This is a genomic window from Aeromonas sp. 25-248 (assembly GCF_053005425.1).
This window is the reverse complement of sequence record NZ_JBRKTB010000001.1, coordinates 34,524-50,892: the sequence shown is the minus strand read 5'-3', so window position 1 is coordinate 50,892 and position 16,369 is coordinate 34,524. Positions and strand designations below refer to the sequence as shown.

Here is a 16,369-nt window from a genome sequence, read left to right as displayed (position 1 = left end):
GGGATCCCGTGTATCTCGCTCTCATCCGTCGCCAGCAGCGCTGGCAGCGCCGCTGGCTGCTCCTGCTGTCGCTGCTGACCCTGGCCCTGTTCCTGCTCTCCCTCGCCCTCGGGGAGTTCGTGCTGCTGCCCTGGCAGCCGCTGGGGGATCTGGAGCTGCGTATCCTGCTGGAGCTGCGCCTGCCGCGCGCCCTGCTGGCTCTGCTGGCGGGGGCCTCCCTTGCCTGCGGCGGTGCCGTGCTCCAGGTGATGCTGCACAATCCGGTGGCGGAACCCGGCCTGCTCGGCGTCTCGAGCGGCGCAGGCCTCGCCGCCATGGTGGCGATGGCGGTGGCCAAGGGGCTCGGGCTCTATCTGCCGGGCTGGGGGCTGTCGCTGGCGGCCTTTGGCGGCGCCCTGGTGGTGACCATGCTGCTCATCCGTCTCGCACGCCGGGCACGGCTCGGCCATGGGCGGCTGCTGCTGTTCGGGGTCGCCATCGGCATCCTCACCAATGCGGCCATGACCTGGCTGATGTATTTCGCCGACGACGGCGCCTTGCGGGAATTCATGTTCTGGATGATGGGCAGCCTCGCCTACGGCAGCCAGCAGCTCGCCTGGTGGTGGCTGGTGCTGCCCCTCACCCTCGGCTGGCTCTGCTGGCAGGGGCGGGCACTGCAACAACTGCTGCTGGGAGAGACCCAGGCCCGCCTCATGGGGCTGAACGTGGACAGCATGCGGGTACGCCTGGTGCTGGCGGTCTGCCTGCTCACCGGGGTGGCGGTCTCCCTGTGCGGCGTCATCGGCTTCGTCGGCCTGGTGGTGCCTCACCTGCTGCGCCTGTGCGGTGGCAGCGATCAGCGCTTCCTGCTGCCCGCCTCGGCGCTGGGGGGCGGCGCCCTGCTGCTCGGGGCCGATCTGGTGGCCCGCTCGGCGCTGCACGCCGGTGAACTGCCCATCGGGGTCATCACCGCCTCGGTGGGCGCCCCGCTCTTTATCTATCTGCTGCTGAGACAAGATGCCGATGTGTCCCGCTGATCCCGCCCCCTGGAGGCTGGAGGCCCGCGCCCTGGCCATCCCCCATCGCCTCGCCCCCCTGGATCTGGCCTGGTCCGGTGGTCAGCTGGTGGCCCTGCTCGGCCCCAACGGCAGCGGCAAGTCCTCCCTGCTCGGGGCCCTGGCGGGCCTGCTGCCCGCCGATGGCGCCGTCTTGCTGGGAGGAGAGGTCATCACGACCCTGAGCTGGCCCGAGCTTGCAACGCGGCGCGCCATGCTGCCCCAGCGCCAGCCCCAGCTGTTCCACATCCCGGTGTTCCAGGTGCTGAGCCTGGGGCTGGAGGAGGGGGGCCCCGATGCCCAGGCGCAGGCGGTGGCGGATGTGTGCGACGCCCTGGAACTGGCTCCTCTGCTGGCACGGGACTTCAGCCGCTTGTCCGGGGGGGAGCAGCAGCGGGTGCTGATCGCCCGCACCCTGCTGCAACTGTGGCCAAGCCTCAATCCGACCGGGCGGGTGCTGCTGCTGGATGAACCCCTGGCGGGGCTGGATCTGCATCACCAGATGGCGCTGCTGCGGCTGCTCAAGCAACTGGCCGCGCAGGGATTGCTGGTGGTGGTGGCCATCCACGACATCAATCTGGCCATCGACTGGGCGGATCGCGTGCTCTGCCTGCAACAGGGCCGCGTGGTGGGGGAAGGGGACGTCGGGATCATCGACGAGGCGCTGCTGGAGCGGGTGTTCCAGATCCGCACCGATCGTATCGAGGCGGCCGGCCGCACCTGGTTTATGCCGAGCCTGTGAGGCGGTCTTCCCCCTCATCCCCAGCCCTTCTCCCATTCTTTTGAAACAAGTGCGAGAAGGGAGCCGCTCCGTCGACTACGGATACAGCATTGAAAACCTGCAGAGGCTGAGTGAAGCCAAGGGGGCGAGTGAATCACTGTGGAAATGAAAAGAGCCAGGCATCCGTGATGCCTGGCTCTTTTGGTAGAGAGAGCGTTGAGCGGTTGCTCAGGCTTTCTGCTTGTCCAGCCGCACCTGGGCGGCTTCTGCCAGCATGGCCAGCAGGGTTTCGGTGTCACTCCACGACAGACAGGCATCGGTGATGCTCTGGCCGAAGGTGGCGGCACAGCCGTTCTCCACGTCCTGACGCCCTTCCACCAGGAAGCTCTCGGCCATGATGCCGGCGATGCCGGTGCGGCCGCGGCGCAGCTGATCGCAGATATCCTGGGCCACCAGCAGTTGGCGGCGGTGATCCTTCATGCTGTTGCCGTGGCTGAAGTCCACCACCAGGCGCTCAGGCAGGCCCACCTGGGCCAGAGCCTCGCACGCCTCGTCGATGCTGGCGGTGTCGTAGTTGGGCCTGTGGCCGCCGCGCAGGATCACGTGGCCGTAGGGGTTGCCGGCGGTGCGGTAGATGGTCATCTTGCCGTCCTTGTCCGGGGAGTAGAAGATGTGGCTGTGACGGGCGGCGCGCACCGCATCGATGGCGATGCGGGTGTTGCCGTCGGTGCCGTTCTTGAACCCCACCGGGCAGGAGAGGGCGGAGGCCATCTCCCGGTGAACCTGGGATTCGGTGGTGCGCGCCCCGATGGCGCCCCAGGTGATGAGATCGCTGATGTACTGGCCGGTCACCATGTCCAGGAACTCGGTGGCGGTGGGCATGCCGGTCTCGTTGATGTCCACCAGCAGTTTGCGGGCCAGTTTCAGCCCTTCATTGACGTCGAAACTGCCGTCCAGGCGCGGATCATTGATGAGCCCCTTCCAGCCGACGATGGTACGCGGCTTCTCGAAGTAGGTGCGCATCACGATGCACAGGCTCTCTTTGTACTCTTCACGCAGGGTGTTCAGACGCAGAGCGTATTCGTGGGCGGCGGCGGGATCGTGGATGGAGCAGGGGCCGACGATGACCAGCAGGCGCTGATCCTCACCGGACAGAATGGCTTCCACTTGGCGGCGGGCATCCAGCAGGTTCTGGGCGATGGTGTCGGTTAACGGGAAGGCGTGCGCCAGCTCGCTGGGGGTGATCAGGGCCTCCAGGCGACGGGTGCGCAATTCATCGGTGTGAATGGACATACGACTCAATTCTCGAGTGGATAAGGTGGGCGGGATGCCAAAATGCAAGGGAATAAAATAAAGCAAAAGTCACCCGATGGAAACCTTGGGCGGCTCTGATAGGATGTGAACCCAAAAGCCATTTCAAATGAGGTAGTTATCGTGGCAAAGCCAGGCGCGACCGGGATCACCCGCATCATCAACGCAACCGGTTACAGCATGAAAGGTCTCAAATCGGCCTGGATCAACGAGGCCGCCTTCCGCCAGGAGCTGCTGCTCATCCTGCTGCTGATGCCGCTGGCATTCTGGATAGGTGACTCCCTCAACGAGATCCTGCTGCTCGTCTGTATCAGCTGGCTGGTGGTGATCGTCGAGGTGCTCAACTCCGCCGTGGAGGCGGTGGTGGATCGCATCGGCTCCGAGCATCACGAACTCTCGGGCCGCGCCAAGGATCTGGGCTCCGCCGCCGTCTTCATCGCCCTGGCCCTCAATGCCCTGGTGTGGGGCGCCCTGGTGGGCCGCAACCTGCTGGGCTGGTGGTAGGTTGCGAGAGCAAGCTTTCTTCTGACATAAAAAAGCCCGTCATCACGACGGGCTTTTTACTGCGCAGATAAGGGCTTATCAGTGCAGGATCCGGGCACGGATGGTCCCATTGATCTCTTTGAGACGGGCCAGGGCCTTCTCGCTGTGCTCGGTTTCGACGTCGATGACCACGTAACCGATCTCGCTGCTGGTCTGCAGGTACTGACCGGCGATGTTGATCCCCTCGTCGGCGAAGATCTGGTTGATCTGGTTCATCACGCCGGGCTGGTTGCGGTGAATGTGCAGCAGGCGGCTGGAGCCCTTGTGGCCGGGCAGGGAGACTTCCGGGAAGTTGACCGCGGAGAGGGTGGAGCCGTTGTCGGAGTATTTGACCAGCTTGTTGGCCACTTCCAGACCGATGTTCTCCTGGGCTTCCTGGGTGGAGCCGCCGATGTGGGGGGTCAGGATCACGTTGTCCAGGCCGCGCAGGGGGGTGAGGAACTCCTCGTCGTTGGACTTGGGCTCCACCGGGAAGACGTCGATGGCGGCGCCGGAGAGGTGGCCGCTCTTGATGACGTCGGCCAGGGCGTCGATGTCCACCACGGTGCCGCGGGAGGCGTTGATGAAGATGGCGCCCGGTTTCATCATGCGCAGTTGCTCTGCACCGATGAGATCCTTGGTGGAGGCGGTTTCCGGTACGTGCAGGCTGATGACGTCAGACATGTTGAGCAGCTCCACCAGGTTCGGCACCTGGATGGCGTTGCCAAGGGAGAGCTTGTTCTCGATGTCGTAGTAGTAGACCTTCATGCCGATCATCTCGGCGATGATGCCAAGCTGGGTGCCGATGTGGCCGTAGCCGATGATGCCGAGCTTCTTGCCGCGGGCTTCGACGCTGCGGTTTGCCAGCTTCTCCCAGACGCCGCGATGGCACTTGGCGTTCTTCTCGGGAATGCCGCGCAGCAGCAGCAGGATCTCCCCCAGTACCAGTTCGGCCACGGAGCGGGTGTTGGAGAAGGGGGCGTTGAAGACGGGAATGCCGCGCACGTGGGCGGCGTCGAGGGAGACCTGGTTGGTGCCGATGCAGAAGCAGCCGATGGCCACCAGCTTGGTGGCGGCATCCAGCACCTTCTCGGTGATCTGGGTGCGTGAACGCAGGCCCACGAAATGCACGTCACGAATGCGCTCGATCAACTCCTCTTCCGACAGGGACGTCTTCAGATATTCCACATTGGTGTAGCCGGCTGCCCGAAAGGTCTCCACCGTATTGGGATGGACTCCCTCCAGCAGCAGTACCTTGATCTTATCCTTGTCCAGCGAAAACTTGGCTGTCATGACGTTCCCTCTATTGTTTTGAAAAATGCGTTCAGGCTTGCAGTGTGAAGAAAACCGTAAAGTAGCAAAAACGTTTGGGAGAGGGAATATTTGTGACGAAAGTCAAATTCTTTGAAGTTATCAACGATTGTTGCAGATGTGCTGCTACAAGCCATTGAGGGATAACCAGAAACGGCGCCATGAGGCGCCGTTGTCCATTTGGGGCAGTCAGATTGACTGACCGGGGCGGGGGCTTGCCCGGAGGGGGAGGTCCGGGGAGCAGGCCTTAGTTGGTGATCACGCCCTCGGGGGTGCCGATCAGCACAACGTCGGCGCCACGATGGGCGAACAGGCCGTTGGTGACCACGCCCACGATGCTGTTGAGGCGGGTTTCCAGAGCCTTGGCATCGGTGATGGCCATGCCCTTGACGTCCAGGATGATGTTGCCGTTGTCGGTCACCACCCCTTCACGCCACACCGGGTTGCCGCCAAGGGCGCGGATCTCGCGGGCCACGTATTCGCGGGCCATGGGGATCACTTCCACCGGCAGGGGGAAGGTGCCCAGCACGTCGACGGTCTTGGTGTTGTCGATGATGCAGATGAACTGGTCGGCCACGGCGGCGACGATCTTCTCGCGGGTCAGGGCGGCACCGCCCCCCTTGATCATGTCGCGGCTGGCGTTGATCTCGTCGGCACCATCCACGTAGACGGAGAGGGCATCGATGTCGTTGAGGTCAAACACCGGGATGCCGAGACCCTTGAGGCGCTCGGTGGAGGCGATGGAGCTCGACACCGCGCCCTTGATCTGGTCTTTCATGGTCGCCAGTGCGTCGATGAAGTGATTGACGGTAGAGCCGGTGCCCACCCCGACGATGGTGCCGGGTACCACGTATTTGAGCGCAGCCCAACCGGCCGCCTTCTTCATTTCATCTTGAGTCATGATGGATCCTTATGGAAAAAGCGGGCGCATTATATCCAAGCATCCCCCCCAGAGCGACCATGGTGCTCACGTTCCGGCGCAAAAATCCCCAAGATGTAAATCGTTTGCCTGTTTATTGAACCGAAGGGGGCGCCCCCGCCTCATCAGGCAAAGTGCCAGCTGCGGCTGGGGGTGATGATCTGGGGGAGCGGCACGTCCCACTGTTCCCGGGGGACGGCATCCACCTGCTGGCAATCGTGGGCGAGCCCCAGGGGTCTTGGGCCGAGCTGGTGCTCGTGCCAGCAGGCGAGGGTGCGATCGTAGTAGCCGCCCCCCATGCCGAGGCGGTTGCCAGCCTCATCGAAGGCCACCAGCGGGGTGCAGATGATGTCCAGCATGCTGTGGGGCAGTACCTGCTGCACGTCGAGCTCGGGCTCGGCGATGCCGTAGCGGTTGCGGGTCATGGGGGTGGTGGCGGTGTAGCGCAAGAAGAGCAGGTGGCCCGGGGTGAAGGGGTGCAGCACCGGCAGGTAGACCTCCTTTTGCCGGGCCCACAGCCAGTGGATGGCGGGCAGGGGATCGAGCTCCCCGTCGTTGGCCAGATAGAGGGCGATGCGCCTGGCCGCGAGGATGCCGAGGTGTTCCTGGAAGCGCTCGACCAGCTGCTGGGCCGCCGCCTGCTGCTCGGCCTGGCTCAGGCTTTTTCTGCGCTGGCGAATGAGCTGGCGCAGGTTCTGTCGTTCGGGTTGGGTATCCGGCATGGGGACTCCTGGGCAAAGGTGGGCTGGCGCTACCTTAGCAAGGGGCCGACGGGATGAAAAGCCGATGGCGGGGCCGCCAGCCGGGCGGCCCCTGAGGTCGGGCGTCAGGAACGGTGGGGGGCGGGAGCCACTGCACCCATCTGGTGCTTGAGGAAAACGGCCACGATGGCGGCCAGGGCCAGCGCCATGGGGTAGAAGCTCATGCTCACGACCAGGATCGGCGAGAGGGCGAAGATGGAACCCAGCAGCAGCGCCTGGGCGCCCCAGGGGATGAGCCCCTGTACCACGCAGGAGAAGATGTCCAGCATGGAGGCGGCGCGGCGCGGGGTGACCCCGTGATGGTCCGCCAGATCCCTGGCCACCTTGCTCGCGACTATGATGGCCACGGTGTTGTTGGCGGTGCACAGGTTGGTGAGGCTCACCACGCCGGCGATGCCGAGCTCGGCCGCCTTCTCGTTCTGCTCGCCATCGTGGTGGCGGGTGAAGCGGGCAATCAGGGCGGCGATGCGCTCACTTATCCAGGCGAGCCCCCCTTGGCGTTCCATCAGGGCACCCAGACCGCCGATGAGCATGGAGAGCAGGAAGATCTCCTGCATGCTGGTAAAGCCCTGATAGATGTCCTTGCTGAACTGGCCGAGGGAGTAGCTGCCAAGCAGCCCCACGCCACCGGCCGCCAGGATGCCGAGCCCCAGTACCATGAAGACGTTCATGCCAGAGAGGGCCAGCACCAGGATCAGCAGATAGGGGGCGACCTTGAGCAAGTCCGCCTCGGCGGTGGGGGCCGGCGCTTCACCGGTGGAGCCCAGCACCAGATAGAGCAGGATCACCAGCACGGCGGCGGGGGCGGCAATCTTGATGTTCTCGCGAAACTTGTCCTTCATCTCGCAGCCCTGGCTGCGGGTGGCAGCGATGGTGGTGTCTGAGATGATGGAGAGGTTGTCGCCGAACATGGCGCCGGAGAGGATGGTCCCCGCCATCAGCATCGGATCGATGCCGGCGGCCTGGGCGACGCCCAGCGCCACCGGTGCCACGGCGCCGATGGTGCCCATGGAGGTACCCATGGCGGTGGCAATGAAGGCAGAGATGAGGAAGAGCCCCGGCAGCAGGCACCAGCCCGGAATGAGGGAGAGGCCGAGGGCGACCGTGGCATCCACCCCGCCGGTGGCCTTGGCCACGGTGGCGAAGGCGCCCGCCAGCAAATAGATGAGGCACATGGCCATGATGTTGCTCTCGCCCACCCCCTTGAAGAAAGTCTCGAGGTTCTTGTTGAACCCCTCGCGTCCCATCAGCAGGGCCAGCATGACGGCAGGCAGGGCGGCAACGGGGGCGGGGAGCTGGTAGAAGGCGAACTCGACCCCCTGCAGGGTCAGCCAGGTACCGGTACCGATGAAGAGGGCAAGAAAGACCAGAAGGGGCAGCAGGGCTCTGGCACGGGGTTGGGTCTGGATCATGTGTTCCTCGAAACTTGAACAATGACCTCCTGTCGTTGCCTGTGGCGCCTCCGGGGCGGGCACAGGGCGGGCATCCTGCCACCATGGGGGGCCAACAGTAGTGAGTCGGCCCGCCCGGGTCAAGATAGCCGTCCAGATGGATAGGGCTTTTTGCTTCGTGATTCTGACTTGTCTGGTTATTCCGTTATTTATTCTGTTTTTAATGGATGTATCGTTTAAATGTCGGGTTGGTTTGGCGGGCCAGATCGGGCTTTTCAAAGGGGACGCGGGCTGGTAAAACGGTCTCTTTCCATAATAAAGAGATGAGAGGGTGGAGATGGACAATCCGATCCGTGTGGCCGTGATGGGCTGTAATGGTCGTATGGGCAAGGTGCTGCTGGAGGCTATCGCCAACGCCGAGGGCGTGGTGGTGGGAGCGGCGCTGGAACGACCGGGCTCTGCCGTGATCGGTCTGGATGCGGGTGAACTCAACGGCCTGGGGCGCCTTGGCGTCATCATCAGCGACAGTCTGGAGAAGGTGAAGGACGAGTTCGATCTCATCATCGACTTCACCCGCCCCGAGGTGACCCTGGCGAACCTCGCCTTTGCACTGGCTCATGGCAAGCAGATGGTTATCGGCACCACCGGCTTTGACGAGGCGGGCAAGGCGGCCCTGCACGAGGCCGGCAAGCAGATCGGCATCGTCTTCGCCTCCAACTACTCGGTCGGGGTCAACCTGGTGTTCAAGCTGTTGGAGCAGGCGGCCAGGGTGATGGGGGAGTACACCGACATCGAGATCATCGAGGGGCACCACAGACACAAGGTGGATGCTCCGTCCGGCACTGCGCTCTCCATGGGGGAAGTGGTGGCGAAAACCCTGGGCCGGGATCTGAAAGAGTGCGCCGTCTATGGCCGTGAGGGGATCACCGGTGAGCGGGATCGCAACACCATCGGTTTTGCCACCATCCGCGCCGGGGATCTGGTGGGGGAGCACACCGTCATGTTCGCCGACATCGGCGAGCGGGTCGAGATCAGCCACAAGGCTTCCAGCCGTCTGACCTTCGCCAACGGTGCAGTGCGGGCGGGCAAGTGGCTCGGCCAGCAAGGGGCCGGTCTCTATGACATGCAGGATGTGCTCGGTCTGAAATAAACCGTCTTCAGGGGGAGTGCAGACTCCCGTACTGGTTGCCAAACCCCGGTCCGCCGGGGTTTTTTGTCACTTTTTTGTAGAAATAAGCCTTAATCATCACTTTTTGAGTGAACCTCGCTAAATCCTGCCATTCTTACAAGCCTGCCACCCTCTTGCGACAAAAATGTCATCAAGGGGTAACGGGTTTGGGTCTCAATATTCCCCTGCGGGGGGCATTTCGCCTTGATGTGAAATAGACTAAAAATGCAATCCAAGAAAAACGTTTTCCATTCTTTGTGTTCACTTTTCTGGCTTCAAATGGTGTTTTTGCTGTTGTGTTGTTTGTTTTTTAATTTTCTATCTTGCTGTTTATTAAGTAATAAATATGGATTTTTGTGCGTTGCATGGCATCGGGTGCCGCTTTGTTGTCTGTGTTTGGCTTTTCTTTTTGAAGAGGGGGTTGCAAAGCGAGTGAGTGCATAGATAATGGGTAATGTTGCTTGTTTATTGAATTTAGATGCATTTCAAACGAGAAAAGACGTTGAAATGAGATCGTTTTTAAGTAGAATGCGCCCAATTTGCCAGAAATCTGCCGGGTTCGAGTCCTGTCAAAGACCGGAACCGAGCCCGCAACACCCAGGTAAATTGCTGAATTTAAAGCTAAATAACTGGAGGTTGTCTTGAATCACACTGCATTGCTAGTGCTGGAAGATGGAACTGTGTTCAAAGGCGTGTCGATAGGCGCCGAGGGATGTTCCGTTGGTGAAGTGGTTTTCAACACGTCGATGACGGGTTATCAGGAAATCCTCACAGATCCCTCCTATTCCCGTCAGATCGTTACCCTCACTTACCCCCATATAGGCAACACCGGCACCAACAGCGAAGATGAAGAGTCCAGTCAGGTCCATGCTCAGGGCCTCATCATCCGGGACCTTCCGATACTGGCCTCCAACTTCCGCAATCAGCAATCCCTCTCCGATTACCTCAAGTCTCACAACATCGTTGGCATCGCCGACATCGACACCCGCAAGCTGACCCGCATCCTGCGTGAAAAAGGCGCCCAGGCCGGTTGCATCCTGGCCGGCAAGCAGCTCGATGAAGCCCATGCCCTCGAACAGGCCCGCGCCTTCCCCGGTTTGAAGGGGATGGACCTGGCCAAGGAAGTGACCGTGAGCGAATCCTACAGCTGGACTGAAGGCAGCTGGCAGCTCGGCAAGGGTCACGTCACCCCGGCGGCCGATGAGCTGAAATACCACGTGGTGGCCTACGACTTCGGCGTGAAGCGCAACATCCTGCGCATGCTGGTGGACCGTGGCTGCCGCCTGACCGTGGTGCCGGCCAAGACCCCGGCCGCCGAGGTACTGGCGATGAACCCGGATGGCATCTTCCTCTCCAACGGCCCCGGCGACCCCGAGCCGTGCGACTACGCCATCGAAGCTATCAAGGCTTTCCTCAATACCAACACCCCTGTGTTCGGTATCTGCCTGGGCCACCAGTTGCTGGGCCTGGCCTCCGGCGCCAAGACCATCAAGATGAAGTTCGGCCACCACGGTGCCAACCACCCGGTGAAGAGTCTGGACGACAACACCGTGATGATCACCGCCCAGAACCACGGCTTTGCGGTGGACGAGCAGACCCTGCCCGAGTGCCTGCGTGCCACCCACGTCTCCCTGTTCGATGGGTCGCTCCAGGGCATCCATCGCACCGACCGTCCGGCCTTCAGCTTCCAGGGTCACCCCGAAGCGAGCCCGGGCCCGCACGATTGTGCCGGTCTGTTCGACCACTTTATTGAATTGATTAAGCAGTATCGCGCCTAAGAGGATAAAGAGAGCCATGCCAAAACGTAACGACCTACAGAGCATCCTGATCCTCGGCGCCGGCCCCATCGTCATCGGCCAGGCCTGCGAATTCGACTACTCCGGCGCCCAGGCGTGCAAGGCCCTGAAAGAAGAGGGCTACCGCGTCATCCTGGTGAACTCCAACCCGGCCACCATCATGACCGACCCGGAGATGGCCGACGCCACCTACATCGAGCCCATCACCTGGGAAGTGGTGCGCGAGATCATCAAGAAAGAGCGCCCGGACGCCATCTTGCCCACCATGGGTGGTCAGACTGCGCTGAACTGCGCCCTGGCGCTGGAGCAGCACGGCGTGCTGGCGGAGTTCGGTGTGGAGATGATCGGCGCCACCGCCGACGCCATCGACAAGGCCGAAGATCGCTCCCGCTTTGACAAGGCCATGCGCAGCATCGGTCTCGAGTGCCCCCGTGCCGGCATCGCCCACAACATGGAAGAGGCCTGGGGCGTGCAGCAGATGGTAGGCTTCCCCTGCATCATCCGTCCTTCCTTTACCATGGGTGGCTCGGGCGGCGGCATCGCCTACAACACCGAAGAGTTCGTGGAGATCTGCGAGCGCGGTCTGGATCTCTCCCCGACCAAGGAGCTGCTCATCGACGAGTCGCTCATCGGCTGGAAAGAGTACGAGATGGAAGTGGTGCGGGATCGCAACGACAACTGCATCATCGTCTGCGCCATCGAAAACTTCGACCCCATGGGCATCCACACTGGTGACTCCATCACGGTCGCGCCAGCCCAGACGCTGACCGACAAGGAGTACCAGATCATGCGCAACGCTTCCATGGCGGTGCTGCGCGAGATCGGCGTCGAGACCGGCGGCTCCAACGTCCAGTTCGGCATCAACCCCAAAGACGGCCGCATGGTCATCATCGAGATGAACCCGCGGGTGTCGCGCTCCTCTGCACTGGCCTCCAAGGCGACCGGCTTCCCCATCGCCAAGATCGCCGCCAAGCTCGCCATCGGTTACACCCTGGACGAGCTGATGAACGACATCACCGGTGGTCGTACCCCGGCCTCCTTCGAGCCGGCCATCGACTACGTGGTGACCAAGGTGCCGCGCTTCAACTTCGAGAAGTTCGCCGGTGCCAACGACCGTCTGACCACCCAGATGAAGTCCGTGGGTGAAGTGATGGCCATCGGCCGCAACTTCCAGGAGTCCCTGCACAAGGCCCTGCGTGGTCTCGAGACCGGCAAGACCGGCTTCGACCCCATGGTTGACCTGAACGCCCCCGACTCCCTGACCCGCATCCGTCACGAGCTGCAGGATGCTGGTGCCGAGCGCATCTTCTACATCGCCGACGCCTTCCGCGCCGGCCTCTCCATGGACGGCGTGTTCAAGCTGACCAAGATTGACCCCTGGTTCCTGGTGCAGATTGAAGAGCTGGTGAAACTGGAAGAGCAGGTGAAAGAGCGCGGCATGGCCGGTCTTGACGCCGACTTCCTGCGCGCCCTCAAGCGCAAAGGCTTTGCCGACGCCCGTCTGGCCAAGATCCTCGGCGTGGCCGAAGGGGAAGTGCGTAAATTGCGTGCCCGCCACAACATCTTCCCGGTCTACAAGCGGGTCGATACCTGCGCGGCCGAGTTCGCTACCAACACCGCCTACATGTACTCCAGCTACGACGAGGAGTGCGAGGCCAACCCCACCAACCGCGACAAGATCATGGTCATCGGTGGCGGCCCGAACCGTATCGGTCAGGGCATCGAGTTCGACTACTGCTGCGTGCACGCGGCCCTGGCCCTGCGCGAAGACGGTTACGAGACCATCATGGTCAACTGCAACCCGGAAACCGTCTCCACCGACTACGACACCTCCGACCGTCTCTACTTCGAGCCGGTGACCCTGGAAGACGTGCTGGAAATCGTGCGGGTCGAGCAGCCCAAGGGCGTCATCGTCCAGTACGGCGGCCAGACTCCGCTGAAACTGGCGCGGGCATTGGAAGCGAACGGCGTGCCGGTGATTGGTACCAGCCCGGATGCCATCGACCGCGCGGAAGATCGCGAGCGCTTCCAGTCCGCCGTCGAGCGCCTCGGCCTCAAGCAGCCGGAAAACGGCACTGTCACCGCCCTGGAGCAGGCCGTGCAACTGGCCACGCGCATCACCTACCCGCTGGTGGTTCGCCCCTCCTACGTGCTGGGTGGCCGCGCCATGGAAATCGTCTATGACGAGCAGGACCTGCGCCGCTACTTCGCCGAGGCAGTGAGCGTCTCCAACGAGTCGCCTGTGCTGCTGGACCGCTTCCTGGACGACGCCACCGAGGTGGACGTGGACGCCATCTGCGACGGCGTTGACGTGGTCATCGGCGGCATCATGGAGCACATCGAACAGGCCGGCATCCACTCCGGTGACTCCGCCTGCTCCCTGCCGCCCTACACCCTGTCCAAGGCCATCCAGGACGAGATGCGCGAGCAGGTGCGCAAGCTGGCGCTGGAACTCGGCGTGGTCGGTCTGATGAACGTGCAGTTCGCAGTGAAAGACAACGAGATCTACCTCATCGAGGTGAACCCCCGTGCCGCCCGTACCGTGCCCTTCGTCTCCAAGGCCACCGGCGCTCCGCTGGCGAAGATCGCCGCCCGCGTCATGGCCGGTCAGAGCCTGAAAGAACAGGGCTTCACCACCGAGATCATCCCGCCCTACTACTCGGTGAAGGAAGTGGTACTGCCGTTCGCCAAGTTCCCGGGTGTGGATCCGCTGCTGGGGCCGGAAATGCGCTCCACCGGTGAAGTCATGGGGGTGGGCAGCAGCTTCGCCGAGGCCTATGCCAAGGCGCAGCTGGGTGCCGGTCACCAGGTTCCGAGCGAAGGTCGCGCCCTCTTGTCCGTTCGCCACGGCGACAAGGAGCGGGTGGTCAACCTGGCCGCCAAGCTGCTGGAGCTGGGTTATGACCTCGACGCCACCCACGGCACCGCCGTGACCTTGGGCGAGGCGAGCATCAACCCGCGTCTGGTGAACAAGGTGCACGAGGGTCGTCCGCACATTCTGGATCGCATCAAGAATGGCGAGTACACCTATATCGTCAACACCGCCGAGGGTCGTCAGGCCATCGAGGACTCCAAGCAGCTGCGCCGTGGCGCCCTGCAGCACAAGGTGGCCTACACCACCACGCTGCACGCGGCCTTCGCCACCTGCATGGCCATCAGTGTCGATGCCACCGCCAATGTGAACTCGGTGCAGGAGCTGCACGAGAAGGTGAACAACCGCTAAGAGCACCGGCAGCACGCTGCCCGCTCGATGCACGCAAACCCCGCCAGCAATGGCGGGGTTTTTTATTGCCTGCGCCCTGCCACTTCCGGGGAAACGCCTTCAAGGAAGATGGGTGAGATGGCGAATAATCCATCAGGAGTGGTGAGACTCACCCCGTTATTGGACATCAACTGCATCCATATTGCTTAATTGACATGAAATGGTGCAATCTTCGCAATCTCTCGCCCCCACGACCTCCCTATACTGGGTGCTCATACAAACAAGGTCGTCTGCGCCGACACACCGAAAGGTGGCGTGCGAGAGGATCAGCGCCCGCAGCCCGATCCGGCTGCCGTGGCCGGCCCCGGTGACCGACGGGGGCCGCAGGAAAACCGGTCGCGGGGTTACCGCCGCGCGACTCGTCAGGGACGGTGTTACCGCACCAACCCGCTTCCCCTCCTTGCCCCACCCGCCTGTCGGCCCGGTCGTCCGGCGCCTCGCCCATCCGTCAAGGGAATCTGAATATGAGCTTCGATCATCGCAAATACCGCCGTGCCCCCGTGATCAACCTGGCGGATCGCCAGTGGCCCAACCGGGTACTGGAGCGGGCACCGCTCTGGTGCGCCGTGGACCTGCGCGATGGCAACCAGGCGCTGGTCGAGCCCATGACGGTGGCCCAGAAGCTGCAAATGTGGGCGCTGATGACCCACATCGGTTTCAAGCACATCGAGGTGGGCTTCCCGGCGGCCTCCCAGCCCGACTTCGATTTTGTGCGCGAACTCATCGAGCGCAACCTCATCCCCGATGACGTCACCATCCAGGTGCTGGTGCAGGCGCGCGAAGATCTGATCGCCCGCACCTTCGAGGCCCTCAAGGGGGCGAAGCGGGCCATCGTTCACGTCTACAACTCGGTCAACCCGACCCAGCGCAACTACGTGTTCAACTCGGGGCGTGAAGGGGTCAAGGCCATCGCCGTGCAGGGGGCGCGCTGGGTGAGGGAGTATGCGGCCCGCAATCCGGGCACCGAGTGGAGTTTCCAGTATTCCCCGGAGAGTTTCAGCAGTACCGAGGTGGAGTTCGCCGTCGAGGTGTGTGACGCCGTCATCGACGAGTGGCGTGCCGCTGCCCGTCCCATGATCCTGAACCTCCCCGCCACGGTGGAGGTGAGCACCCCCAACGTGTTTGCGGATCAGGTGGAGTGGTTCTGCCGACACCTCAAGGCGCGACCCGAGGTGAGCATCTCCATCCACACCCACAACGACAGAGGCTGCGGGGTGGCCGCCGCCGAGCTGGCGGTGCTGGCGGGGGCGGATCGCATCGAGGGCACCCTGCTCGGCAACGGGGAGCGCACCGGCAACATGGACATCGTCACCATGGCCATGAACCTCTACAGTCAGGGGATTGACCCCGAGCTGGACCTGTCCGACATGGATGCCATCGTCGCCACCGTGGGGGCCTGCACCCAGATTGCCCTGCACCCGCGCCACCCCTATGCCGGCGAGCTGGTCTACACGGCGTTTTCCGGCAGCCACCAGGACGCCATCCGCAAGTCTCTCGCGGCAGAAAAACCGGATCACTACTGGGACGTGGCTTACCTGCCCATCGATCCTGCCGATCTCGGTCGCAGCTACGAGGCGGTGATCCGCATCAACAGCCAGTCCGGCAAGGGAGGGGTGACCTATCTGCTGGAACGTGACCTCGGTCTGCAACTGCCGCGCTGGCTGCAAATCGACTTCAGCCGCCGGGTGCAGGCCGAGGCTGAGGCGAGCAGTAGCGAAATCAGCCCGGAGCAGATCCGTACCCTGTTCGAGCAGCACTATCTCGAGCCTGCCCACGGCTATCGCATCGGGCGCTTCCAGCTCGGTCATGACAGTCAGGAGAGCCTGCGCCTGGAGTTGCAGACCCCCCACGGCACCCTGCAACTGTGCGGTGAAGGGGAGGGAGCCATCACCGCCCTGGTCAACGGCTGGCAGCGCCAGACCGGCATGCACATCGACGTGCTGGATTACTCCGAGCATGCGCTCACCGCCGGCACCGAATCCCGCGCCGCCGCCTATGTGCTGCTGAGCGTCGAGGGCACCCGGATGTGTGGCGTCGCCGTCGGTCGCGACGTGGTCAACGCCTCCCTGCAGGCGGTGATCAACGGCGCCGCCCAGCATCAGGCCCTGCGCCAGAGCGCCTGAGGCGGCACTGCCCGCTTGCCGTGAGGGCGAGCAGGGAAGGGCCGCCCGCC

General features: G+C 63.0%; 12 protein-coding genes. 7 read left to right on the top strand and 5 right to left on the bottom strand.

The window, feature by feature from the left end; all coding sequences use genetic code 11:
- The first annotated feature begins 8 nt into the window (after positions 1–8).
- Positions 9–1,016: a vitamin B12 ABC transporter permease BtuC gene (gene btuC, locus ACVDHI_RS00190; protein WP_039041213.1), complete on the top strand. Its 1,008-nt coding sequence runs from the start codon at positions 9–11 to the stop codon at positions 1,014–1,016.
- Positions 1,003–1,776, top strand: coding sequence for an ATP-binding cassette domain-containing protein (locus ACVDHI_RS00185; RefSeq protein ID WP_042014689.1), 774 nt, complete (start codon positions 1,003–1,005; stop codon positions 1,774–1,776). Before btuC ends, ACVDHI_RS00185 begins: the two co-directional genes overlap by 14 nt.
- 207 nt (positions 1,777–1,983) lie before the next feature.
- Here the strand turns inward: ACVDHI_RS00185 and ACVDHI_RS00180 are convergent, their stop codons facing one another.
- On the bottom strand, positions 1,984–3,048 hold the full coding sequence (locus ACVDHI_RS00180) for a 3-deoxy-7-phosphoheptulonate synthase (RefSeq protein ID WP_010675196.1): 1,065 nt from the start codon (positions 3,046–3,048) through the stop codon (positions 1,984–1,986).
- A 141-nt stretch (positions 3,049–3,189) separates the two neighbouring features.
- On the opposite strand from ACVDHI_RS00180, the gene ACVDHI_RS00175 reads away from it, so the two are divergent.
- On the top strand, positions 3,190–3,570 hold the full coding sequence (locus tag ACVDHI_RS00175; protein WP_039040385.1) for a diacylglycerol kinase: 381 nt from the start codon (positions 3,190–3,192) through the stop codon (positions 3,568–3,570).
- Between the two features lie 78 nt (positions 3,571–3,648).
- On the opposite strand, the gene serA is transcribed toward ACVDHI_RS00175, so the two are convergent.
- The 4 genes from serA to ACVDHI_RS00155 form a co-directional block, all read right to left on the bottom strand.
- Entirely contained in the window at positions 3,649–4,881 is a 1,233-nt protein-coding gene (gene serA / locus ACVDHI_RS00170; protein ID WP_039040384.1) for a phosphoglycerate dehydrogenase, read from the bottom strand.
- 265 nt (positions 4,882–5,146) lie between these two features.
- A complete protein-coding gene (rpiA, locus tag ACVDHI_RS00165; protein WP_039040383.1) occupies positions 5,147–5,800 on the bottom strand; it encodes a ribose-5-phosphate isomerase RpiA in 654 nt (217 codons plus the stop codon).
- Positions 5,801–5,943: 143 nt separating this feature from the next.
- The gene (locus ACVDHI_RS00160) at positions 5,944–6,540 is read right to left on the bottom strand and encodes a 5-formyltetrahydrofolate cyclo-ligase (protein ID WP_042014685.1); all 597 of its coding nucleotides are present in this window, start codon (positions 6,538–6,540) and stop codon (positions 5,944–5,946) included.
- Between the two features lie 104 nt (positions 6,541–6,644).
- Positions 6,645–7,991, bottom strand: coding sequence for a Na+/H+ antiporter NhaC family protein (locus ACVDHI_RS00155; protein WP_039040381.1), 1,347 nt, complete (start codon positions 7,989–7,991; stop codon positions 6,645–6,647).
- A 316-nt stretch (positions 7,992–8,307) separates the two neighbouring features.
- On the opposite strand from ACVDHI_RS00155, the gene dapB reads away from it, so the two are divergent.
- The 4 genes from dapB to leuA all read left to right on the top strand — a co-directional run bounded on the left by dapB (position 8,308) and on the right by leuA (position 16,319).
- Positions 8,308–9,120 (top strand): 4-hydroxy-tetrahydrodipicolinate reductase, encoded by an 813-nt coding sequence (gene dapB, locus ACVDHI_RS00150; RefSeq protein WP_010675190.1) that lies wholly within the window; start codon positions 8,308–8,310, stop codon positions 9,118–9,120.
- A 659-nt stretch (positions 9,121–9,779) separates the two neighbouring features.
- On the top strand, positions 9,780–10,916 hold the full coding sequence (gene carA, locus ACVDHI_RS00145) for a glutamine-hydrolyzing carbamoyl-phosphate synthase small subunit (RefSeq protein ID WP_048207941.1): 1,137 nt from the start codon (positions 9,780–9,782) through the stop codon (positions 10,914–10,916).
- Positions 10,917–10,932: 16 nt separating this feature from the next.
- Positions 10,933–14,157, top strand: a complete 3,225-nt coding sequence (gene carB / locus ACVDHI_RS00140; protein WP_447211547.1) for a carbamoyl-phosphate synthase large subunit — start codon at positions 10,933–10,935, stop codon at positions 14,155–14,157.
- Positions 14,158–14,660: 503 nt separating this feature from the next.
- Positions 14,661–16,319 (top strand): 2-isopropylmalate synthase, encoded by a 1,659-nt coding sequence (gene leuA, locus ACVDHI_RS00135; protein WP_301481079.1) that lies wholly within the window; start codon positions 14,661–14,663, stop codon positions 16,317–16,319.
- The last annotated feature ends 50 nt before the right edge of the window (positions 16,320–16,369 follow it).